Raw genomic sequence first — 22992 nt, forward strand, 5'->3', positions numbered from 1 at the left:
AAGGGGGTGCATGCCATGGCCCAGAACGTACCGATGCTCACAGCCGGAGAAGGCGGCCTCAGCCGCTATCTGGACGAGATTCGCAAGTTTCCCATGCTGCAGCCGCAGGAAGAGTACATGCTCGCCAAGCGCTACAAGGAGCATGAGGACCCGGCGGCAGCCGAACGCCTGGTGAATTCCCACCTGCGTCTCGTCGCCAAGATCGCTATGGGCTACCGCGGCTACGGCCTGCCGATCGGTGAGGTCGTTTCGGAGGGCAATGTCGGCCTGATGCAGGCGGTCAAGCGCTTTGAGCCGGACAAGGGATTCCGGCTCGCGACTTACGCCATGTGGTGGATCAAGGCCGCGATCCAGGAATACATCCTGCGCTCGTGGTCCCTGGTCAAAATGGGCACCACGGCCAACCAGAAGCGCCTGTTCTTCAACCTGCGCCGCCTGAAAGGCAAGATCCAGGCTCTGGACGAGGGTGATCTGAAGCCGGAACATGTTTCGGAAATCGCCACGCGTCTGGGTGTCAGCGAGGAGGAAGTGATCTCCATGAACCGCCGCCTCGGCGGCGATGCCAGCCTGAACGCGCCGGTGCGCGCGGAAGCCGATGCCGGCGAATGGCAGGACTGGCTCGTTGACGAGAGCGAAAGTCAGGAGACCCTGCTCGCCAACCAGGAAGAGCTGGACATGCGGCGCAAGATGCTGAGCGAGGCGATGGACGTCCTCAACGACCGCGAACGGCGCATCTTCCAGGCAAGACGCCTGTCCGAGGATCCGATGACGCTGGAGGATCTCTCCGGAGAATTCGGCGTCAGTCGGGAGCGCGTCCGCCAGATCGAGGTTCGTGCCTTTGAAAAGGTTCAGAAGGCGGTGCGCAACAGCGCCCGCTCGGCCGATCAGCAACCGGCTGCCTGATACCCGCTGGAACCCCACCGACAAAAACGCCGGAGCTGCTGCCCCGGCGTTTTTTTTTGGTTCAGACCTTGTTTCAGCGGACCAGTGTCAGCGGATTTCGACCGCGTAGGTCTCCACCGGAACCACCTTGCCGATCAGGCCGGCTTCGGCCATGAATTCCGCGAAGCGCTGGTAGCGGCCTGCATCCAGAGCGGCCGGACGTTTGGCGAAACGCGGCAGCGTATCGCTCCAGGCGCGCTTGTTGAGTTCGTCATCGAGATGTGGATAGGCCTCGATGAACGCCTCCCAGGCCTCGTCGGGGTGGTTGGTCAGATAGATCGTCGCCGCTTCCACCGCGGCGAGAAAGCTGACGAAGCGCGGGTCCTCGGTCTTTTCGTTGTTGACCACATAGATCAGCTCGTCAAAGACCGGAACGCCGTTTTCCTCCGGGTAGAAGGCGGTGCCTTCCTTGCCCTCGATTTCGATCTGGGTCAGCTCGAAATTGCGGTAGGCGCCGATCACGGCATCGACCTGGCCGGACAGCAGCGACCCGGACAGCGCGAAATTGACATTGACCAGCTCTACGTCGTCGATCGACAGATCCACCGAGCGCAGCATCTGGCCCAGCATGGCGTCCTCGAACCCGGACACGGAAAACCCGACGGTCTTTCCCTTGAGATCCGCCAGGGTCCTGATCGGGCCGTCCTTCAGCACGATCAGCGAATTGAGGGGCGTCTCCACCAGGGTCCCGATCCGTGTCAGCGGCAGCTCTTCCTCGATCTGGGCATGAAGCGTCGGCTGATAGGAAACGGCGATATCGCCGCGTCCTGCCGCCACAAGCTTGGGCGGCATGGCCGGATCGGCCGGCTCGATGATTTCAACTTCAAGGCCCTCGGCTTCGAAGAAGCCTTTCGTCTGCGCCGTGATCAGCGGCGCATGATCCGGATTGATGAACCAGTCCAGCAGCAGGGTCAGCTTTTCGCCGGCCTGTGCCGGTGCGGATGCGAGCAGGCCCGCGGTCAGGGCAATGAACAGAAGTTGTTTTCTCATTCGGATTCTCCGTTGTGGCAGCCTGAACTTCAGCTCACAGGCTGCCAGGGCACTAAAAACTGGGTGAGTCGATTTACGGCGAAACGCATGATCAGCACCATCGCCGCCAGCAGGATCAGGGCGGCGAACATCAGATCCGCCTGCATTCGGTTGCTGCTTTGAAGCATGATGAAAGCGAGGCCGCCCTTGGCACCGGCCCACTCGCCGATGATGGCGCCCATGGGTGCGAACACCGCGGCCACCCGCAGTCCGGACGCGAAGGCCGGCAGACCGGCCGGCAGGCGGAACAGCCACAATTCGCGCAGCCGCGACAGCCGGTAGAGCCTGGCCAGGTCACACAGGCCCTGGTCAAGCCGTTGCAGCCCGTCAAAAAAGGTCGATGTCACGGTGAAGAAGATCACCAGAATGACCACGACGATCTTGGAGGCAAGACCGAATCCGAGCCACAGCACCAGGATCGGCGCAATGGCAAAGACAGGCAAAGCCTGAGTGACGAGAATGGGGGGCATCGCCAGCCTTGCAGCGGCCGGAAACAGCCACAGTAGAACGGAAAGCGCGGCACCGGCCGCGGCACCGAGCACAAAGCCGAGCACCGTCTCATAGGCCGTGATGCCCGCATGGCTCAGCAGGAAGCCGGCATTTCCGGCGAAGGCCTCGAACACCCGGACCGGCCCCGGCAGAATATAGTGCTGGGTGTCGAACACCACCACGATCGCCGCCCAGACGCCCACCGCGAGAGCGATGCCCAGCAGCGACCTGATCAGCGATGTCAGGAAGGATATCATGCGGGGCAATCCCCGCTCTGTCGCCCCAACGGGGTCGGGCTGGCCGGGACCGGCATGAACGACGATGATACCTGCCGCGTTGGCAGACAAATACACATAGGATCTCCCGTCTTCGGACATGCCGAAAATGACATTGGAGATCCGGGAAAGGCTAAGGTTTCCGTCCCTTCGCCGGCATGACCCGGATCAGGTTCTAAGGGTTCGGCTGTTCGCCATCTCAGTTCCGGAAACCGGAACACCCCTCGGACCAGGACGGACCATGCCCTCTAGGACGGAAAAAGGCAAGACACTGCGCACCGCTTTTTAAGCAGAACGACTTGCAGGCAAAAGACATCGGCGACATGCCGCCAGGGCTGAGGCAACCTCATCAGTTGCCGACAAGCGGTGGCCGTCAGCCGGCCTGCCAGGCGGAGATCGCCTGTTCGACCGCTTCCGATCCGGGCGTGCCCTTTTCCAGGGTCAGGATGCCCCTCTTGCCGTTTTCATAGAGCATCGGAATGTCGATCCAGCCGCGTTCGCGCAGCAAGGCCAGATTGCGCTGCTGTTCGTTCGGAAGGCTCGACAGCGCGATCCAGAAGAACCCGGGCGACACCTTGACGGATGCCCCGATGAGGGCATCGCCGCGTGCCTCCTCGGTCGGTTTCATCACCAGACCGGGCACATTGACGACATCGCCGGCGGCAAAGCTCTCCGGGAATTCGTATTTTATCTCGACGAGGTGGCTTGCCGGCAGCGAATTGTCGTCATTCGGCTTGATGCGGATTTCCACCTTCACATCCCGTTCCGGAATCTCGACGGCCGCACTCAGAACAGCCTGGGCCTGGCCGTCGAGATTGGTTTCCTCCTCGACATTCCAGACCACGGCTCCCTGTGCCGCAGTTCCCGCACCACCGGTCTCCTCGCCTTCCTCGTAGAGGATCGAGCGCTGTACGCTGTCTTCAGCAACAACGGCCGGATCCGAAGGTGCGCTGTCTTCCGGTGAAATGGCGGCCAGATTGTCTTCGGGAACGGGCACCGGTGCCTCTTCCGGTGCCGTGGGCACGCGATCGTTCTCGGCAGTAGTCACGATGGACGGCTGCTCGGGATCGGGCGCCTCGGTCTGGGGGGTGATCGTCGTTGTGGTGACAGTGCGGGCATCCGGCGCCACGACATCGGCGCCATCACCGTCATTCAGCAGCCGGTCTGCGATTTTCGAGGTATCCTCGTCGGCAGCGGCTTCAGGCTCGGCTGGTTCCACCACGACCGGCTCCGGCTGGGCATCCGGCACGCTTTGCGTCTCTGCGGTCTGCGTCTGGCCGGCGCCATCGGCGGTCGGGTCATTCGACCCGAGGAAAAAGTATCCCGCCCCGGCGGCAAGCAGCAGTGCCAGAACGCCCGCGGCCGCAATCGGCACAATCCGGTTCGTGGCGCCAACACCCCGCAAGGCCTCCGAGGCACTCGGCTTCGACCGCTTGTCCCGACCGTTCCTGAAGGTTGCGGTCTCCGGCGCGGCCCGGTTCCCGTCGCCTTCTTCCGGCCGCCGCTCCCGGCCTGTGTCGGTGTCTGGTGCAGGTTCGAACAGGCCGTCATCGGACGCCGTCTGCGTGTTGAAAGCAGGGTCCTGCCGCCCGGAAGCCGGGTCGGCGACGATCGGGTCCGCGGCAATCGGGTCGGCAACGTCCCTGGCGCCTTGTACCGCCTGACCGGCGGCAGATCCGAGCGCCCCGGCGTCCGTCAGTGTTTCCTGCAGCGGCGACGGAATTTCGGCCGCCGCGGGCTCCACCGCCGGAGCCTCGTCAAGCGGCGCGGCTGCGGCTGCCTGGTGCGTTTCGGTTGCGGCCGGCCCGTTTTCCGGGGCTGACACATGTGCCGTAGCCGCCGGTTGCGAAACCGGGGCCGATGGCGGGACCGGAGGCGCGGCCTTCGCAGCAGGCGTATTCAGGCCAAGGCTCTCGCGCGCGGCTTCGGCCTCGACCTTCCGGATGGCTTCTTCCAGGCGCAACTGCTCGGCCGTGATTTCGGATGGCGCCAGCGGAGGCTCATAGGCTTTCAGCTGATTGACAATGGCGTTGCGCGCGCGGCTGTAGACGCTGCGGCGCGCGGCACCATTGTTTTCAGGCAAAGACGCGATCGTTTTCTTCAGTATCGAATAGTAATCAGCCATCTTCCCGCCTACCGGCCGACTGCAAGGATCTGTTTGCGGCCCGAGGATCCGTCTCAGGCTTATAACAAGTTTTTAATGTGCGGCGCCAATTCTTCGGCAGATGCACACCGCCAGCTATCCTTACAGCACTCTTTTTCAACCATAAATCCGAACGAACGGCACACGAGAGCGGGCCGCCGGCCCGGTGAAAACACGCCGGGGTGATTCGCGGCGCGTTTTCATGGACCTCAATTGTGTGCTTTTAACGCCACTGATCTCAATCCTGGAAGGGATTCTGCACAAGAATTGTGTCATCCCGCTCCGGACTGGTCGACAACAGGGCCACCGGAGCCCCGATCAGCTCTTCCACATGACGCACGTATTTGATCGCCTGGGCCGGCAGATCCGCCCAGGTCCGGGCCCCTTCGGTGGATTCCTTCCAGCCCGACAGCGTTTCGTAAATCGGCTTGACCCGCTCCTGAGCCCCCTGGGACGCCGGAAGATAATCGATCCTTTCGCCATCGAGTTCATAGGCGATGCAGATCTTGATCTCGTCGAGACCGTCCAGAACGTCCAGCTTGGTCAGCGCGATGCCGTTGATGCCGGAAGTGCAGACCGTCTGGCGCACAAGCACCGCGTCGAACCAGCCGCAGCGCCGGCGGCGCCCGGTGACCGTGCCGAACTCGTGACCGCGGGTTCCAAGAAACTCGCCGACTTCGTTGTGCTGTTCGGTCGGGAACGGACCTTCGCCGACGCGCGTCGTGTAGGCCTTGGTGATGCCGAGAACATAGTTGATCGATCCCGGCCCCAGGCCGCAACCGGCAGCCGCCTGCCCGGCAACCGTATTGGAGGAGGTCACGAACGGGTAGGTTCCGTGGTCGATGTCCAGCAGCGCGCCCTGGGCGCCCTCGAACAGGATGCGCTTGCCCTGACGGCGCAAGTCGTCCAGCAGATACCAGACCTTGTCCATGTAGGGCAGAACCTTGCCGGCGATGCTGGCCAGTTCGTCGTAGATGGCCTGAGCGGAGATCTCTTCCTGGCCAAGCCCGCGGCGCAGGGCATTGTGATGGGTCAGAAGACGGTCGATCTTGGCGGGCAGCGTGGTCAGGTTCTTCAGATCCATGAGCCGGATTGCGCGGCGCCCGACCTTGTCCTCGTAAGCCGGGCCGATGCCCCGCTTTGTCGTGCCGATCCGTGTCCCGGTGTTCGAGTTTTCACGGAGCGCATCGAGTTCGCGGTGCAGCGAAAGGATGAGCGTCACGTTCTCCGCCACGCGCAGGTTCTCGGGAGTGACCACGACACCCTGCTGGCTCAGGCGCTCGACTTCCTCTGCCAGCGCATGCGGATCCAGCACCACACCATTGCCGATCACCGAGAGCTTGCCCTCGCGGGCCACCCCGGACGGCAACAGCGACAGCTTGTAGCTGACCCCGTCGATCACCAGCGTGTGGCCGGCGTTGTGTCCGCCCTGGAACCTCACGATGACATCGGCCTGTTCCGACAACCAGTCGACAATCTTGCCCTTGCCTTCGTCACCCCATTGCGAACCGACAACAACCACATTCGCCATCTAGACTTTGCTCTCCTGAAGCAGCTTCTCTGCATCCCCTGAACGGATTCGGGATGTCAATATGATACGTCCCCGGCAAGGGCATCCCGCGTTCGCTCGAAAGCGGACCGGATGCTCTACCATTTTTGGATCGATCAATGTCTGGATGACCAATAGCGTCCGGCTGGTTATCCGTTGATCTAGCGACCGGGGCAAACGGCGCGGACTATAGACAGGTTTCGCTGAGCGCGCGAGTCTCCGAAAGGAAATTTCGCGCCCCTCCGGCCGCTTTTTCAGACCTCGTTCAATCAGGGCAGTTTGGCTTTTTTGGGGTCGGCGAAAAAGCTGCGCAAAAGGTGAGGTCCGCTGCGTCACGCAAGACCCATCAGCCGGATTGTGAAGACTGCTTCGCCATGGCTCGCTTTTCGGGTATTCCGCCGCCGGCCCGCGTGATAGGCCAGTCCGGGACACACAAGCAGAAAGACTGTCGGAATGCCCTTGCGCAACTGGATCATGCTGGCCGTTCTCGGCGCCATATGGGGCGGGGCGTTCCTGTTCGCCAAGGTTGCCGTCGCCGAAATACCGCCGCTGGTGCTGGTGTTCCTGCGGGTCGCTATCGCCTGTTGCGTTCTGCTGGCCGTGCTCTGGCATCAACGGCTGCTGCACCATCTGGAACCGCGCCTGGCGGTGCCGTTCCTGATCATGGGTTTCCTGAACAACGCCGTTCCGTTCTCGCTTCTGTTTGCCGGACAGACGGTGATCGGCGCCGGACTCGCATCGATCCTGAACGCGACCACGCCGATCTTCACCGTCATTGTCGCCAGCCTGCTGGTCAAGCAGGAAGAATTGCGCGCTCATCGGATCGCCGGGGTCGCCCTGGGTGTTGCCGGCGTCGCCATCATGTTGTGGAGCAGCCTGACAGGGCTGGCCACCGACCCGGTCTGGGCGCAGCTGTGCTGCCTGGGCGCGGCCGTGTCTTATGCCTGCGCCGCGACCTTCGCCAGACGTTTCAGGTCGCTGCCGCCCCAGGTCGCCGCAACGGGTCAGCTCATGGGCTCCAGCACCCTCATGTTGCCGGTCGCGCTGGTCTTTGCCGGCGGCTGGATGCCCGCGGACGCCGGCCTGACCACGTGGCTCAATGTTGTCGCGCTCGGCGTGCTGGGAACCGCGATTGCCTATCTGATCTATTTCCGTTTGCTCGCGGAGGCCGGGGCGACCAACGCCTCTCTCGTCACGCTGCTGGTTCCCGCGAGCGCGCTCCTGCTGGGCTGGCTGGTTCTGGGGGAAAGTCTCGGTCCGCTCCAGCTGGGTGGTTTCGCCGTGCTATTGTGCGGACTGATCGTCCTGGACGGCAGGATCCTGCGGCGCAAGGCAGCCACACCGGGCCAGTGAGGCGACCGGCGGCGCAAGAGCGCCGCCGGGTTTCCGGTAGGCAAAGTCAGAACTTCAGCAACTTGACCTGTTTGACATGCGAAACCGCCTCCAGGCGGCTCATGACGTCCCGCGACACTTCGCCGTCCACTTCGACAAGACAGATGGCATCGTCTCCCGCCGCCAGCCGGCCAAGGTGGAAAGTGGCGATATTGACGCCGCTGTTGCCGAGTTCCATGCCGAGCTGACCGATGAAGCCCGGCTTGTCTTCATTGGTGATATAGAGCATGTGCGGCCCAAGTTCGGCTTCCATGTTGATACCCTTCACCTGAATGATGCGCGGTTTGCCGTCACCGAACACCGTCCCGGCGACCGAACGTTCCTGACGCTCGGTGATCACGCTCAGGCGCATATAGGTTTCATAGGCGCCCTGCTTCTCGCGCCGAAGCTCCTCGACCTTGATGCCCCGTTCCTTGGCCAGGATCGGTGCGGACACCATGTTGACCGTCTGCAGGAGCGGCGTCAGCAGCCCGGTCAGGGCGGCGGCGGTGAGCGCCTGAACGTTCATTGCCGCAACCGCGCCGGCATACTCCAGCCGGACGCCCTCGATACCCGTTTCGGTCAATTGCCCGGCAAACGATCCGAGTTGCTCGGCCAGACGCACGAAGGGCGCCAGCTTGGGGGCTTCCTCGGCAGAAATCGACGGCATGTTGAGCGCGTTGCGCACCGCGCCCTGAAGAAGATAGTCGCACATCTGCTCGGCAACCTGCAGCGCGACATTCTCCTGGGCTTCCGTCGTCGACGCGCCCAGGTGCGGCGTGCACACGAAATTGGGCGCACCGAACAGCGCGTTGTCCTTTGCGGGTTCCTCGGCGAACACGTCGAAAGCAGCGCCGGCCAGCGTGCCCGCGTCGAGCGCAGCCCGCACGGCCTCCTCATCGGCCAGCCCGCCGCGCGCACAATTGATCAGGAACGCACCCCTGCGCATTTTCGCGATGGCGTCCGCGTCGATGATATGCCGCGTCTTGTCGGTCAGCGGCGTGTGCAGGGTGATGAAATCCGACCGGCCCAGAAGCCCGTCCAGTTCCACCTTTTCGACACCCAGTTCGACCGCCCGTTCCGGCGTCAGGAACGGATCATAGGCGATCACCTTCATCTTCAGGCCGATCGCCCGTGCGGCAACGATCGAGCCGATATTGCCGCAGCCGACCAGTCCGAGGGTCTTGCCGGTCAGTTCCCGGCCCATGAAGCGGGACTTTTCCCACTTGCCGGCCTGGGTCGAGGCATCCGCAGCCGGGATCTGCCGGGCCACCGCCATCATCATGGAGATCGCGTGTTCCGCCGTCGTGATCGCATTGCCGAAAGGCGTGTTCATGACAATGATGCCACGGGCCGTCGCCTTCTGGATATCGACGTTGTCGACGCCGATGCCCGCCCGGCCGATAACCTTGAGGTTTTCCGCCGCCGCAATGACCTTTTCGGTCACCTTGGTGGCGGAGCGGATCGCAAGACCGTCATAACGGCCGATGATCTCCAGAAGCTTTTCCTTGTCCTTGCCGACATCGGGCAGGAAATCCACTTCAACGCCACGATCCTTGAAGATCTGAACGGCAGCGTCGGACAACTTGTCTGAAATCAAAACCTTGGGAGCCATGTGAGCTTCTCCTTGAACAGGGAACACGTCCGGGCAGCGCACCGCCCGGAAAGATCTTCACGTTTGGAGAAAAACTCAGGCGGCCTGAGCCAGTTTCGCTTTTTCGCTCTGGTAGGCCCAGTCGAGCCAGGCCGTCAGCGCGGCGAGGTCCGAGGTCTCGATGGTCGCTCCGGCCCAGATCCTGAGACCGGACGGCGCATCGCGGTAGGCGCCGATGTCATGGGCGACACCTTCGCCGTCCAGCGCGCTGACGATGCCCTTGGCAAAGGCGGCCTGAGCGTCGGCGGCAAGCGCCTGGACTTCCGGATCGGTCACCTTGAGACAGACGGACGTGTTGGATCGTGTCGCCGGATCGGCGGCAAGAAAGTCCACCCATCCTGTTGCAGCAACCCAGTCGGCCAGAACCTTGAGATTGGCATCGGCCCGTCCGCGCAAGGCCTCGAGACCGCCGAGACCGTCCGCCCATTTCAGTGCATCGAGATAGTCTTCCACGCACAGCATGGAGGGCGTGTTGATGGTCTCGCCCTTGAAGATGCCCTCGATCAGCTTGCCGCCCTTGGTCAGGCGGAAGATCTTCGGCAGCGGCCAGGCCGGCGTATGGCTTTCCAGCCGTTCGACGGCACGCGGGCTCAGGATCAGCACACCATGGGCCGCCTCCCCGCCGAGCACTTTCTGCCAGGAAAAAGTGACCACATCGAGCTTGTCGAAGGGAAGGTCCTGGGCGAAGGCCGCCGACGTCGCGTCGCAGATGGTCAGGCCGTCCCGGTCCGCCGGAATCCAGTCGCCATCCGGCACCCGCACGCCGGATGTAGTGCCGTTCCAGGTGAAGACAACATCGTTGGAAAAGTTGACGGCGGACAGGTCGGGTAGCTGGCCGTAAGGCGACTCCAGGGTCCGGGCGTTGTCCAGCCTGAGCTGCTTGATCACATCCGTGACCCAACCGGAGCCGAAGCTTTCCCACGCCAGCATGTCGACGCCGCGTGCACCGAGCAGCGACCAGAGCGCCATCTCGACGGCGCCCGTATCGGAGGCCGGAACGATGCCGATCCGGTAACCTTCGGGCACCTGCAGCACCTTGCGGGTCAGCGCGATGGCTTCGGCGAGTTTCGCCTTGCCCGGCTTGGCGCGGTGGGACCGGCCAAGCGGCGCGTCGCCAAGCTGGTCGAGCGACCAGCCGGGACGTTTGGCACAGGGACCGGACGAAAAATTGGGATTGGCCGGACGCACGTCCGGCTTGACGGTAAGCTTGGTCATATCAGTCTACCCTTTCAGATAGGAGCCCCTCGTTGGGGAGGGGTGGCCCACCTATGGGGATAAGACGATAGCGACCCGGGGTCAATTCAATTCACGAAGGAGGACTGCGCGCGAGACCGGCTTCCGCATCTTCGGGAACCGCGCGCGCCTCCCGAAGAATTGCCGCCCGTCTCTGGCGGCGGCCACGGCGGTGCCGGCCCGGACACAAAAAAGGCCGGTCAGAAGACCGGCCTCTTGAAGACTGCTGATCGGTGGATCAGAAGTTGCTTGTGATCGGGCCCTGCGGCTCGTAGTAGACCGGACCCGATGCCGGTGCACCGGTGCTGCCGAAGCTGTAGCGCACACCGAGGCGGATTTCGTGAGCGGTCAGGTCTTCCCACTTGACGCGGGTCTCACCGGTGCCGGCATCATGCAGTTTCACGGTCGCGGCATCGCCGAGATCGCGGTACTGGTAGCCCGCATCAAGCGCCCAGTTGTCGGTCACCGCATAGGACGCACCGGCCATCAGGGCCCAGGCGAAATTCCATTCGCTGTTCTTGCCGTCATAGTTGGTGCGGCCGCCACCACCCGGGTTGATCGAGTAGGTGCTGTTGGTGGTCACGTAGGACGCGCCGATACCCGCGCCGACATAAGGCGTGATCTTGTGCCAGGTGCCCAGATCGACATAGCCGTTCAGCATCATGGTCCAGACGTCAATGTCTGTGGCTTCGGTCGAGAAGCCGCCGGCGCAGGTGCCGCAGACTGCATAGCCCTTGGCCTGAGCTGCGGTCTCGTAGTCCAGCGTCACATCCGTGCGGAAATAGTCGTTGAACTTGTAGCCGACACCCACGCCGATCATCCAGGCGTTGTCCATCGACTCGCGCTGAAAGCGCAGGTCGCCGATCACGGGGTCGTTAAAGCTTCCGCTCGGATCATTGTAAAACTTGTAACCGATGTCGCCGCGCAGGTACCACCCGCCGACTGCCGGAATTTCCGGCACGTGCTCGATAACCGGAGTTGGCAAGTCCGCAGCGAAGCCCGCAGTGGAAAGCACAACAGCAAACCCGGTCAAAGACAAACGCTTGATGAAATTGTCCATGTCCTCGTCCTCTTCCAGTGAGCGTCCGCCTCATCTATTATTCGGACACATCAAACTTGAAAGCATACTGAGGCGAATTCATTAATTGTGCCTTAACTCTGTTAATTAACCGCGTTTTTTTACCTTAAGAAAACCTTAATGGCAGCAAACCTTGCTTACAGATGAAGACCTTGGTTTCCGTGAAGGAACAGATCCACCTGCCGAGAGCCCCGGTCAGGACAGAATGAATCAGATTCTGATCACCGCTGCGCCGGTCACGGACCAATTTGGCAGGAGACTGCGCAGCATCGTCGAAGAGGCCCGGCCCGACGTGTTTCCGGCAGGCGTTTCGGTTCGGTTCATTTACGACCATGACGCCGGATTTCAAATCCGGAGCGCTCTTTCAAAAGCCGGATCAGGAAGGATAAATTGCAAAAAGTCCGGCGTGCCCGAAATTCAGGTATCGACGCTTTGAAACGGGAGAGGCCGTGCAGCCTCCCCCGCTCTTGAGCTCATGGCGCGACGTGAACGCTCTGCACGCCATTTTTCTCTCGTATGCCGTCGCGAATGACCGCTTTGACGAGCGCAAACGCCATCAACACCATCACCAGGCTGAAAGGCAGGGCTCCGATCACCATGGCGGTCTTGATCGCGCCAAGGCCTCCAACGATCAACAGCCCACCAACCACCAGACTGAGGGCGGAGCCCCAGAAGATGATATGCGGACGTCCGCTTGGATTTTCTGCGCCTGCCGCATTGATCGTGTTGACGATGAGGATTGCGGAATCTGCCGTTGTCACCAGGTAGGTCAGCAACAGCACGACAACGATCATCGCCATCAGCCAGGCAACACCGCCTGACAGGATCAGGTCCAGCATTACGAAGAGCTGGCTTTCCTGCCCAGCACTCGAAATCGCGTCGCCTGCAGATCCGTTCAGGGTCAGGTCAATCGCGGTCCCGCCCACGACCGTGAACCAGACGAAACACATCAGCGACGGAACGACAATCGAGCCGACAATGTATTCGCGCAACGATCTGCCGCGTGAAATACGGGCAAGAAAAACCCCGACAAACGGTGCGAAGGCAATCCACCAGGCCCAGTAGAACACTGACCAGCCGCCCTGCCAGGCGGCAAGTGCGTCGCCGGTTTCGGTTCCATCCGGACGCCAGACGGTGACAAGAAGTTGAGGCAGTGAGATCACGTAGTCGATCAGACCGCTCAGCAGTGCGTTCATACCGAAGAAAGTCGACCCGAATAGCAGGAAGAACGCGAGCAGAAAGAAGCTCAGCCCCATATTCAGGTTGGACAGCCATTTGATGCCTTTTCCGACGCCTGACAAGGCGGACAACGTCGAGGCCCCCATGATGACAAGCAGCGCAAGGATCACGCCCGCTGCCGTCGGCTTGCCGTCAGGCTGGATGATCCAGTCACCAAGTCCGATCCGGCTGAGACCGGACACGAATTGCTCCACGCCAAACCCGAGGGTCTGCGCGACGCCCAGGATTGTCGCGACGACTGCAACAACATCGACCACGTGGCCGATGGTTCCTGACAGACGTTCCCCGAAAATGGGTGTCAGACCGGAGCGAATGGTAAGCGGCAGGTTCCGCCGATACGAGAAGTAGGCAAGCGAAAGCCCGACCAGGGCATAGCAGGCCCAGGCCGAAAAGCCCCAATGCAGGAAAGACCAGACATAGGCGGGCGTGACATTGTTTGCCGAAAATCCTTCCGCTTCACCCAGGATCACATTTGGATTGGTGGCGAAGTGATACATCGGCTCCGCCGTTGCAAAGGTCAGCATGCCGATGCCGATCCCTGCTCCGAACATCATCGAGAACCAGGAGAAATTCGAAAACTCCGGCTTGTCCCCGGCTTGCCCGAGTTTCAACTTTCCTGTGCTCGGTATCAGCGCCAGGATGAAACAAAGAACAAGAAAGAAGGCAACGGTATAGATGTACCAGCTGGCAAAATTCTTGAGCAGCAGGCCGTTGAGCGCATTGAGAACGGCAGCCGCATTTTCCGGCACGGAAATCGCCCAGACAATCAGTGCACTGACCAGCACCTTGGATGTAATCGCGACATTCTTGCTGAAGCCCGAGTAAAATCCGCTGTCCGCGGTTTCGATGGACAGGTGCATCAAAGGGGGTTTCTTCGCCATGGTTCCTCCCATATGGCTGGTAAGCACGAGACAAACAGGATCCGTTGCCCCCCGCAGGGAGCTGCCGGCTGTCTCGTGTCGTTGGGAAGGCGCGCGTTTTCTGATGTTCTGATGCACGCCCGCAGGGCTCGGGGCGGACCGCCCTCCAGCGATCCGCCCCGCTCAAATATCAACTTGGCAAATATTCATCGCTCCAGGAAACACTGAGATCGCCGGATTTGAGCATGGTCTCAATGGCCTGATCCGCGTAGCCGAGTTCCTTGAGAATGACGCGGGTCGACGCCCCGAACTTTTCTGCCGGAGACACGGAACAGACCTTGCCTCTCACCGTGCGCACCGCGTACGGGTCCAGTTGTGTGATCTCGTGCCCGCTGGGATGATCGGGGTAGATCGAGAAGGAAAAACTTCCGTTTTCAACGCCCGACGTTCCATCGGCGATGCGTGAATTTTCAGCGCGCAATGCATCGATGTTGTCGCAGATCGCGACACCGATATCGGCAGCACGAAGCCGCTCGACCCACTCGGTTGCCGGGAATGTCTGGAACGCGGTCGCAAGATAGGCGGCGCGCTCTTCCGCCGGCACGTCCGGCAGGTCCTCCATGCCCTCGACATTGCGGAACCGGGGCAAGTCGCTCTCGTAGGCACTGAGCAGCACATAGACACCCGATGCCGTGCTGTAGAAACGGCTCAGGTCATCATGGCCATTGGCTTCCGGACCCGACGGCTCGTCAAACAGACCCCGGCCGCGGTAATCGTAGCAGTACGGGATCTGCAGCAACCCGCTGTTGGCCGCGAGCGACGTGCGCCCGCGCCCGATCCGGCCGAAACGGTGCTTCTGGTAAAGTGCGGTCGCCACGGCAAGCGCTCCACCGAAGCCGCACATCACATCGATGGTGCCGACATGCGCGTGCTCTTCCGGCGTATCCATAGCACCGCCGAAGCGCAGCATGATGCCGGTGATCGCCTGGACCAGATCGTCATAGCCGATGTAGTCCGTGCGTGTGCCACGCTGAACGCCACTGAAGCAATCCAGCTTGCAGAACAGCGCATTGGGGTTCAGCTTGCGCAAACGCTCCGCATCGAGCCCCACCCGTTTGATCTGTGTGTCCGGCGCGTTCCAGACGATGACGTCCACGGATTTCACGATATCCTCGAACACCTTGCGGCCGTGTTCCGCCTTGATGTCCGCCAGGATCGACCGTTTGCCGCGCATTTGCGACATGCCATAGACCACGGTGTTCCAGCTGTCGTAGAGCGGCTTGGACGGGTCCAGCTTGATCACTTCCGCACCGAAGCGGCTCAGATAGCTTGCAGAGTGCGGGCCGGCGATCACATTGCAAAGATCGAGGACCTTGACCCCCGATAGCCAGGCTTCCTGGGCAGTGTCCTCGGAGGGCTCGGGAATCTCTGTCCGGAGCTTCTTGAGGATCTTCAGCGCCTCATCGAATTCGATCCAGCGGCGCGGTTCGGGCCGCAGGGCCTCCTCGCCGCTTTCTTCCATCCAGACGACCGGCCCGGGCTGGGTCATGTCGCCATAGACCGGGTCCCAAACGTCGATCATCAGGCCGGAGGTTTCCGCATACTCGTCATGGATCCACTCCTGCAGCCAGCGCTGCGGAGCTCCCGGGATGCCGCTACGGCCGAACAGCTTCTTCCATTCATGAGATGTACGGGTGATGAAGACCTCTTTCATCCGCGCGGCAATCCTGTCGGCCCATTCCTTCGGCATGGGATAGACACCAAGCGAGGTATCGCTGCTCCACTCGGCGTAAGGCTTGTAGGTATCGTCTTCCTCCGTCAGGCCTTCCTCGACGAACTCGTCGTAGAGGTTGAGCACTTCAAGGCAGCGGCGCGCGTGATGCTTGTGGCTCGGGCAGACGACGTAGAACATGCGGCCGTCCTTGCACATGTAGCTGCGGAAGAACGGATCGAGGAGTTCCTGCAGATCCTCGTAGCTGACGTTCATCGGCAGACCTTCGATGCGCCGGCGCTCGATCTCGATCTCGCGCTGCGTCAGATAGCGCGCGGGCATATCGTTGATCTTGATCGAATTGTAGCAGAGCCCCTCCATCACGGCAGCGGCCAGAGGCACCTCGATCTGATCGCCAAGGCCCGTTACCTGCCGCGACTGCAGCGCCAGAACCACCGAGGAGGCCGCGATCTGGGAGGCATAGGCCGAAGACAGAGGCAGGGGGGAAAAGGACGGATTGAGCCCCATGAGAACCCGGTTCAGCCCCATATCGGTAAACACACCCGACGTCGCCGACACGATGCTTTCGAAGGCCCGCAATTCACGGCGCTGTTCGTCATTGGAGGCAAATCCGGGGATCGACAGGGTGATCAGTTCCGGACGATCCTGGCGCATCGCCGTAAAATCGATGCCCAGCTTCGCAAGCTTGCCCGGCCGGAAGTTCTCGATGACAATGTCCGCTTCGGCGCATAGCGCAAGTGCTTTTTCCAGGCCGTCATCGGACTTGAGGTCAAGGTTGACGATCACCTTGTTGCGGTTCAGCGTCGCATTGGCCGGACTGTCCCACATTGCCCCTGCCGGCGGATCGATATGGACAACTGTCGCCCCGAGGTCGCCCAGCAGCATCGCAACCGCCGGCCCGGCAATATACTGCCCGAAATCGACGACCTTGACCCCTGTCAGAGGTAGGTTTGAAAAGGAACGGGTCATTTTTTCTCCAGAAAAACGAACGGGCTCATGCCCTGTTGCTCTGCGTCTTCAAGGCGTCCTGCGACCGGTCGGCCAGGATCCAGCCGGCGGCTTTCTCGGCAATCATCAACGTCGGTGAATTGGTGTTTCCGCTGGTGATTTCCGGCATGATACTGGCATCCACCACACGCAGGCCGGCCACGCCTTTCAGGCGCAACTGCGGATCGAGAACTGCGTCCGGGTCATCCTCCCGGCCCATCTTGACGGTGCCCACGGGATGGAAAATCGTATTGGCGATGTCGCCTGCAAGCTTGGCAAGATCCTCGTCACTCCGGAACTGCACACCCGGCTTGAATTCCTCCGGCTGATAAGCCTTCAGGGCGTCCTGGGACATGATTTCGCGCACCTGCCGCAAGCTGTCTGCCGCGATCTTCCGGTCTTCTTCCGTTGCAAGGTAATTAGGTGAAATCTTCGGCGCGTCCCGGAAATCCGCCGAGCCTATCCGCACGGATCCGCGGCTGGTCGGGTTGAGATTGCACACACTCACCGTCATGGCGGGAAAGTCGTGCAGGTCTTCCCCGAAGGCCTCGAGGCTGAGCGGCTGAACATGGTACTCGAGATTGGCGTGGGCCCGGTCCGGATCGGAGCGGGCGAATGCCCCCAGTTGGCTGGGGGCCATGCTCATGGGCCCGGAGCGTCTGAGCACATATTCCAGCCCGATCTTTGCCTTGCCGGTCAGCGAGTTCGCCAGTGTATTGAGCGTGCGGGTTCCGGTCACCTTGTAAACCGCCCGGATCTGCAGATGGTCCTGAAGATTGTCGCCGACGCCGGGGGCATCAAGCACGACATCGATGCCATGGGACTTGAGAAGATCCGCCGGACCGATCCCCGAAAGCTGGAGGATCTGCGGAGAATTGACCGCGCCTGCCGACAGCACCACTTCGCTCCTGGCCGAAACGGTCACCGAATTGCCTTTGAGGTTCACACGCGCACCCGTGCAGCGCGGATAGCCGTCGGACACGGTCTCGAAGGTCAGTCTTTCAACCTGCGCCTCGGTCCAGATCGTCAGATTGGGACGTGACTTCGCCGGGCGCAAAAATGCCTTCGACGTATTCCAGCGCCATCCGGACCTTTGATTGACCTCGAAATACCCGACGCCGGCATTGTCACCGCTGTTGAAATCATCGCTTTTCTCGATACCGATCTGTTCCGCGGCCTCGGCAAAGCTGTCGAGCACGTCCCAGCGCAGGCGCTGTTTCTCAATGCGCCATTCGCCGCCATGTCCGTGCATGTCGGAAAAGCGGCTGTTGCCGCCCGTTTGCGGATCCGCGCCGTCATCCAGTTTGTAGTGGTGTTCATGGGCCTTGAAATCCCTGAGGGAATTCTCCCAGGACCAGGCATCCTCGCCGGTGAGCCTCGCCCAATTGTCATAGTCCCGCGCCTGGCCGCGCATGTAGATCATGCCGTTGATCGACGAGCAGCCACCGAGCGTCTTTCCTCTCGGATAGCGCAAGGTGCGCCCGTTCAGGCCCTTGTCCGGTTCGGTCTGATACATCCAGTCGGTGCGCGGATTGCCGATGCAGTAAAGGTAACCGACAGGAATATGGATCCATGGATAGCTGTCGGACTTGCCCGCTTCAAGCAGAAGCACGCGCGTTACCGGGTTCTGGCTCAGTCTGTTGGCGAGCAGGCACCCGGCCGAGCCGCCGCCCACCACGATGTAATCGAACGCCCCGTCACTCTTTGAGCCAATGGCCATAAGCTCTCACCTTGCTGCGGTTGGACGCGTCTGCAAGAGCTTGAAAAAGCACCGGAGGCCCGCATGAAAGAAGGTCTGCCTCTTTCGGCGCGCGTGGCCCAGGTCGATGCGATCCTCCCAGGACGCGTTTTTCGAAGTCTTAGGCACAAGAGCTGCACAAAGCTAATGACGAATCTCACAGAGCTATATTAGAATTTTTAATATGGATCGTTTCCCGAACACGAACATACTGCTGGCCTTTGTAACGGTTGCCCGCGAGGGCAGCGTCTCGCGTGCGGCCGAGGTTCTCAATCTGACGCAGCCGGCCATAAGCCATCAGATCAAGCGTCTCAGCATCGACACCGGCATCGACCTGTTCGCGCGCACGGCGACCGGGCTTCGGATCACCCGGGACGGCGCGGCGCTCTTGCAGAAGGCAGAGCTTGTCCTGGAGGCAATGGCCGAGTTTCGTCGCAGTGCCCGTCAGCGCGCCGGCCGGATCAGCGGAAGGCTGAGGATCGGCACCATCGTGGATCCCGAATTCATTCGTCTGGGGAAATTGCTGAATGAATTGCGGGTCGAATATCCGGACATCGAAGCCGAGCTGGTTCACGGTGTCAGCGGCAATGTGCTTGTCAGAACCAAGCGTGGTCAGATCGACGCCGGATTTTATCTCAGCGGCCGGGATGAGATCGACCAGCTGGGCCAGGAGGGCGAAGACCAGATCCACGCCGTGAAGCTGGCCGATTTCGACTACAAGGTCATCGCACCTGTGGGCTGGCAGAACCGGATTGAACATGCGGGATGGCCGGAGCTGGCCCAGATGCCCTGGATCGGCACACCCGAGGTCTCGGTTCACCACCGTCTGCTTGGCGCGATTTTCGAAAAACACGGCTGCAAGCAGAACGTGGTCGCGCTGGTCGACCAGGAGGCCTCCATGCTGGAGATGGTGCGCTCAAGCGTCGGCCTGAGTCTTGCCCGCGAGTCCATCGCTTTGCATCAAAGACAGTCCTTCGGCCTTGCGGTCTGCAACGCGGTCTCGGTCCCGGCATGCCTGAGTTTTGTGACCTTGAAACGCCGAAGGAAAACGCCCGCCATTGCTGCGCTGTTTGAGCTCTTGCAGACCATCTGGTGAAGACCGCCCCGGATCAGGCCGCGGCAGTGGCCACCACCCCGGCAATGTCGTTGACGACCTGCTTCACAAGCTCGGCGTCGTCGCCTTCCGCCATCACCCTGATCAGCGGCTCCGTGCCGGACGCCCTGATGACCAGTCGGCCGGATGTGCCCAGGCGCGCTTCGCCGTCCACGATCGCCGACTTGACACGATCCAGCTCAAGCGGCGCACCGCCCTGGAAACGCACATTCTTCAGGATCTGGGGCACCGGTTCGAAACGGCGGCAGACTTCCGACACGGGCTTGTCCTGATCCTTGACGCAGGCCATCACCTGCAGGGCTGCGATCAGGCCGTCCCCCGTGGTGGCGAAATCGGACAGAACGATATGGCCGGACTGCTCGCCGCCGACATTGTAGCCGTTTGCCCGCATGTGCTCGACCACGTAGCGGTCGCCGACCTTGGTCCGGGCCAGTCCCAGATCCAGGCTTTGCAGATAGCGCTCCAGCCCGAGGTTCGACATCACCGTCGCGACGATGCCCGGTGCCGACAGCCGGTTGTTGGCCTGCCAGGACTGGGCCACGACCGCCATCAGCTGGTCGCCGTCGACCACCGCGCCGTTTTCATCGACGATGATGACCCGGTCGGCGTCGCCGTCGAGCGCAATGCCGATATCGGCACGCGTTTCATGAACCTTCGCCGACAGGGCGTCGGTCGAGGTCGAACCGCAGTCCTTGTTGATGTTGAAGCCGTCTGGGGACACCCCCATCGAAATGACATCGGCTCCAAGCTCCCAGAGCGCTTCGGGGGCCACCTTGTAGGCGGCGCCATTGGCGCAATCGATGACGACACGCAGGCCTTCCAGGTTCATCTCCCGCGGCAGCGTGCGCTTGGCAAACTCGATGTAGCGTTGCTGGGCACCGTCAATGCGTTTCGCCCGGCCCAGGTCGCTCGCCCCGGGAAGCCGCGACGTCAGGTCTGTCTCGATCAGCTTCTCGATGGTTTTTTCAATCTCGTCGCTGAGCTTGAAACCGTCCGGACCGAAAAACTTGATGCCGTTGTCCTCGAAGGGGTTGTGCGAGGCGGAGATCATCACGCCGAGATCGGACCTCAGCGACCGGGTCAGCATGGCAACCGCCGGCGTTGGCATCGGGCCGAGCAGGAATACATCCATGCCCACGGACGTGAAGCCGGCAACCAGCGCCGTTTCCAGCATGTAGCCGGACAGGCGGGTGTCCTTGCCGATCACGACCCGGTGCCGGTGGCCCCCGTTCTTGAACACCAGCCCCGCGGCCATGCCAATCTTGAGCGCCATCTCGGCGGTCATCGGATATCGGTTCGCGCGTCCGCGAATGCCGTCGGTGCCGAAAAATTTACGCATGCATGATGCCTGTCTGAGAGGTTGTCGTGCGCCCTTATTAGCTCAATCGGGCCGGAAAACGATTCAAAAAATATTTGTGATTGTTACCAAATGCGCCCCTGCGGCCGCCCGCAATGCAAGATGCCCGGCAACGCCGGGCATCCAGTTGTTCGGTTTGCCGGGTCCGGTCAGGACTGCGGCTGAGGCTCCATGCCGCCGCTGGCTTCGTCGCCGCCGCGTTTGGCTCCGGCGGTCGGAACCGCAGAGGAACGTCCGACCGGCTGATCGTCGTCGGTGTCGCGCACCGGCGGCTTGCCATCCAGCAGCCCCTTGATCTCGTCCCCGGAGAGGGTCTCGTATTCCAGGAGACCCTTGGCGATCGTGTGGAGCTGGTCCTCGAAATCGCCCAGGATTTTCTTCGCGGTCTCATAGCCCTGATTTACGAAGGACTTGATTTCCGCGTCGACGATCTTCTGGGTCTCGTCGGCGACATTCTGGTTCTTGGCGACCGAATGGCCCAGGAACACCTCTTCCTGATTCTCGCCATAGAGCAACGGCCCCAGCTTGTCGGACATGCCGAACTGGGTCGCCATGGCGCGGGCCAGTTTCGTCGCCATCTGGATGTCACCGGAAGCCCCGGATGTGACCTTCTCGTAACCGAAGATCATTTCCTCGGCGACGCGTCCACCCATGGCTACCGCAAGATCGGCCTTGCACTTGGCCCGGGTCAGGGACACCTGATCCTTCTCCGGAAGGCGCATGACCATGCCCAGCGCGCGCCCGCGTGGAATGATCGTGGCCTTGTGGATCGGATCGGACGCTTCCTGATGCAGAGCGACCAGGGCGTGGCCTGCCTCGTGATAGGCCGTCAGTTTCTTTTCTTCCTCGGTCATGACCAGCGTGCGCCGTTCCGCACCCATCATCACCTTGTCCTTGGCATCTTCGAATTCGGCCATGGTGACGAGACGCTTGGACCGCCGCGCGGCAAGCAGTGCCGCCTCGTTGACCAGGTTCATCAGATCCGCGCCGGAAAAGCCCGGAGTGCCGCGTGCCAGGGTTCTCACATCGACATCCGGTGCCAGCGGCACCTTGCGCATGTGCACCTTGAGGATTTTCTCGCGGCCGGTCACATCCGGGTTGGGCACAACGATCTGGCGATCGAAGCGGCCCGGACGCAGCAGCGCGGGATCGAGCACGTCGGGACGGTTGGTCGCCGCGATGATGATGACGCCTTCATTCGGCTCGAAACCGTCCATCTCCACGAGCAACTGGTTGAGCGTCTGCTCGCGCTCGTCATTGCCGCCGCCAAGACCGGCGCCGCGATGACGGCCGACCGCGTCGATTTCATCGATGAAGATGATGCAGGGCGAGTTTTTCTTCGCCTGTTCGAACATGTCGCGGACACGGGAAGCGCCCACACCGACGAACATTTCAACGAAGTCGGAGCCGGAGATGGTGAAAAACGGCACATTGGCCTCACCGGCGACGGCACGGGCCGTCAGCGTCTTACCGGTGCCCGGAGGACCGACCAGCAGAACGCCGCGTGGAATGCGACCGCCGAGGCGCTGGAATTTCTGCGGATCGCGCAGGAACTCTACGATCTCCTGCAGATCTTCCTTGGCTTCGTCGATGCCGGCAACGTCCTCGAAGGTCACCCGGCCATGGGCCTCGGTGAGGAGCTTCGCCTTGGACTTGCCGAACCCCATGGCCTTGCCACCGGAGCCCTGCATCTGGCGCATGACGAAAATCCAGATACCCAGAATGATCAGCATCGGCAGCCAGGAGAACAGGGCGCCGAGCAGCGGCGAGCTTTCCGCAGGCGGCCGCGCGTTGATCAGCACGCCGTTGTTGCGAAGTTCGTCCACATACTGCGCGCCGTCCGGAGCATAGGTCTGGAAGGCACCGCCGCTGTTGTAGGCACCGGTGATCTTCTGCTCCTGGATCGTGACCGACCTGACCTCGCCGTTATCGACCTGCTTCATGAAGTCCGAATAGGCAATGTCATTGGTTGCGCTGTGCTGAGCAGGGCTCTGGAACAGCTGAAACAGTGCGATCAGCAGCAGCGCGATGATCACCCAAAGAGCAAAGTTGCGAAAATGTGCGTTCATTTCGTTTCCTTAACCGCCCGACGCGACTTAACTCACGCGGTCACATTTCTTTACAGCGAACATAGGTCGCCCGATGCCCGCTGCCAAGGCGGTGCGCCATTGTTGCGCAGATGCACTGACTATTTTATTAAGC

16 protein-coding genes and 1 riboswitch are annotated in these 22992 nt (G+C 61.6%); of the genes, 4 read left to right on the forward strand and 12 right to left on the reverse strand.

Translation table 11 applies throughout. The features are described 5' to 3' along the window. Positions 1–15 precede the first annotated feature (15 nt). Positions 16–903 carry an RNA polymerase sigma factor RpoH gene (rpoH, locus tag WNZ15_RS10760; protein ID WP_342892970.1) on the forward strand — a complete coding sequence of 296 codons (888 nt, stop codon included), beginning with the start codon at positions 16–18 and terminating at the stop codon, positions 901–903. Positions 904–990: 87 nt separating this feature from the next. On the opposite strand, the gene WNZ15_RS10765 is transcribed toward rpoH, so the two are convergent. From WNZ15_RS10765 to WNZ15_RS10780, 4 genes are all read right to left on the reverse strand, one after another. Next, entirely contained in the window at positions 991–1932 is a 942-nt protein-coding gene (locus tag WNZ15_RS10765) for an ABC transporter substrate-binding protein (RefSeq protein ID WP_342892971.1), read from the reverse strand. A 29-nt stretch (positions 1933–1961) separates the two neighbouring features. After that, complete coding sequence (locus WNZ15_RS10770) at positions 1962–2813, reverse strand: ABC transporter permease (RefSeq protein WP_342892972.1); 852 nt, start codon at positions 2811–2813, stop codon at positions 1962–1964. 50 nt (positions 2814–2863) lie between these two features. Further along, positions 2864–2970: riboswitch (TPP riboswitch) on the reverse strand. A gap of 138 nt (positions 2971–3108) precedes the next feature. Further along, on the reverse strand, positions 3109–4860 hold the full coding sequence (locus WNZ15_RS10775; protein ID WP_342892973.1) for a hypothetical protein: 1752 nt from the start codon (positions 4858–4860) through the stop codon (positions 3109–3111). 256 nt (positions 4861–5116) lie between these two features. Then, positions 5117–6409 (reverse strand): adenylosuccinate synthase, encoded by a 1293-nt coding sequence (locus WNZ15_RS10780; protein WP_342892974.1) that lies wholly within the window; start codon positions 6407–6409, stop codon positions 5117–5119. A 471-nt stretch (positions 6410–6880) separates the two neighbouring features. Between WNZ15_RS10780 and WNZ15_RS10785 the strand changes: the two genes are divergently transcribed. Then, on the forward strand, positions 6881–7780 hold the full coding sequence (locus WNZ15_RS10785; protein WP_342892975.1) for a DMT family transporter: 900 nt from the start codon (positions 6881–6883) through the stop codon (positions 7778–7780). 46 nt (positions 7781–7826) lie between these two features. On the opposite strand, the gene serA is transcribed toward WNZ15_RS10785, so the two are convergent. From serA to WNZ15_RS10800, 3 genes are all read right to left on the reverse strand, one after another. Continuing rightward, entirely contained in the window at positions 7827–9413 is a 1587-nt protein-coding gene (gene serA / locus WNZ15_RS10790; RefSeq protein ID WP_342892976.1) for a phosphoglycerate dehydrogenase, read from the reverse strand. 75 nt (positions 9414–9488) lie between these two features. Next, a complete protein-coding gene (locus WNZ15_RS10795; RefSeq protein WP_342892977.1) occupies positions 9489–10667 on the reverse strand; it encodes a phosphoserine transaminase in 1179 nt (392 codons plus the stop codon). A 256-nt stretch (positions 10668–10923) separates the two neighbouring features. After that, on the reverse strand, positions 10924–11745 hold the full coding sequence (locus WNZ15_RS10800) for an outer membrane protein (RefSeq protein ID WP_342892978.1): 822 nt from the start codon (positions 11743–11745) through the stop codon (positions 10924–10926). A 151-nt stretch (positions 11746–11896) separates the two neighbouring features. Here WNZ15_RS10800 and WNZ15_RS10805 point away from each other — a divergent pair, with 151 nt between their 5' ends. After that, positions 11897–12199 (forward strand): hypothetical protein, encoded by a 303-nt coding sequence (locus WNZ15_RS10805; RefSeq protein WP_342892979.1) that lies wholly within the window; start codon positions 11897–11899, stop codon positions 12197–12199. 37 nt (positions 12200–12236) lie between these two features. Here the strand turns inward: WNZ15_RS10805 and WNZ15_RS10810 are convergent, their stop codons facing one another. The 3 genes from WNZ15_RS10810 to WNZ15_RS10820 form a co-directional block, all read right to left on the reverse strand. Then, positions 12237–13883 carry a BCCT family transporter gene (locus tag WNZ15_RS10810; protein ID WP_342892980.1) on the reverse strand — a complete coding sequence of 549 codons (1647 nt, stop codon included), beginning with the start codon at positions 13881–13883 and terminating at the stop codon, positions 12237–12239. 169 nt (positions 13884–14052) lie between these two features. Continuing rightward, positions 14053–16563 carry a CoA transferase gene (locus WNZ15_RS10815; protein WP_342892981.1) on the reverse strand — a complete coding sequence of 837 codons (2511 nt, stop codon included), beginning with the start codon at positions 16561–16563 and terminating at the stop codon, positions 14053–14055. A 25-nt stretch (positions 16564–16588) separates the two neighbouring features. Next, positions 16589–18301: a GMC family oxidoreductase N-terminal domain-containing protein gene (locus WNZ15_RS10820; RefSeq protein ID WP_342892982.1), complete on the reverse strand. Its 1713-nt coding sequence runs from the start codon at positions 18299–18301 to the stop codon at positions 16589–16591. A gap of 202 nt (positions 18302–18503) precedes the next feature. Here WNZ15_RS10820 and WNZ15_RS10825 point away from each other — a divergent pair, with 202 nt between their 5' ends. Then, positions 18504–19415, forward strand: a complete 912-nt coding sequence (locus WNZ15_RS10825) for a LysR family transcriptional regulator (protein ID WP_342892983.1) — start codon at positions 18504–18506, stop codon at positions 19413–19415. A 13-nt stretch (positions 19416–19428) separates the two neighbouring features. Here WNZ15_RS10825 and glmM read toward each other — a convergent pair whose 3' ends face one another. Both glmM and ftsH read right to left on the reverse strand, forming a co-directional pair. Next, on the reverse strand, positions 19429–20772 hold the full coding sequence (gene glmM / locus WNZ15_RS10830) for a phosphoglucosamine mutase (RefSeq protein ID WP_342892984.1): 1344 nt from the start codon (positions 20770–20772) through the stop codon (positions 19429–19431). 167 nt (positions 20773–20939) lie between these two features. Then, a complete protein-coding gene (gene ftsH / locus WNZ15_RS10835; RefSeq protein WP_342892985.1) occupies positions 20940–22859 on the reverse strand; it encodes an ATP-dependent zinc metalloprotease FtsH in 1920 nt (639 codons plus the stop codon). Positions 22860–22992 lie beyond the last annotated feature (133 nt).

The sequence above is a fragment of the Roseibium sp. AS2 genome, from assembly GCF_038900065.1.
In the GTDB taxonomy this organism is placed as follows: domain Bacteria; phylum Pseudomonadota; class Alphaproteobacteria; order Rhizobiales; family Stappiaceae; genus Roseibium.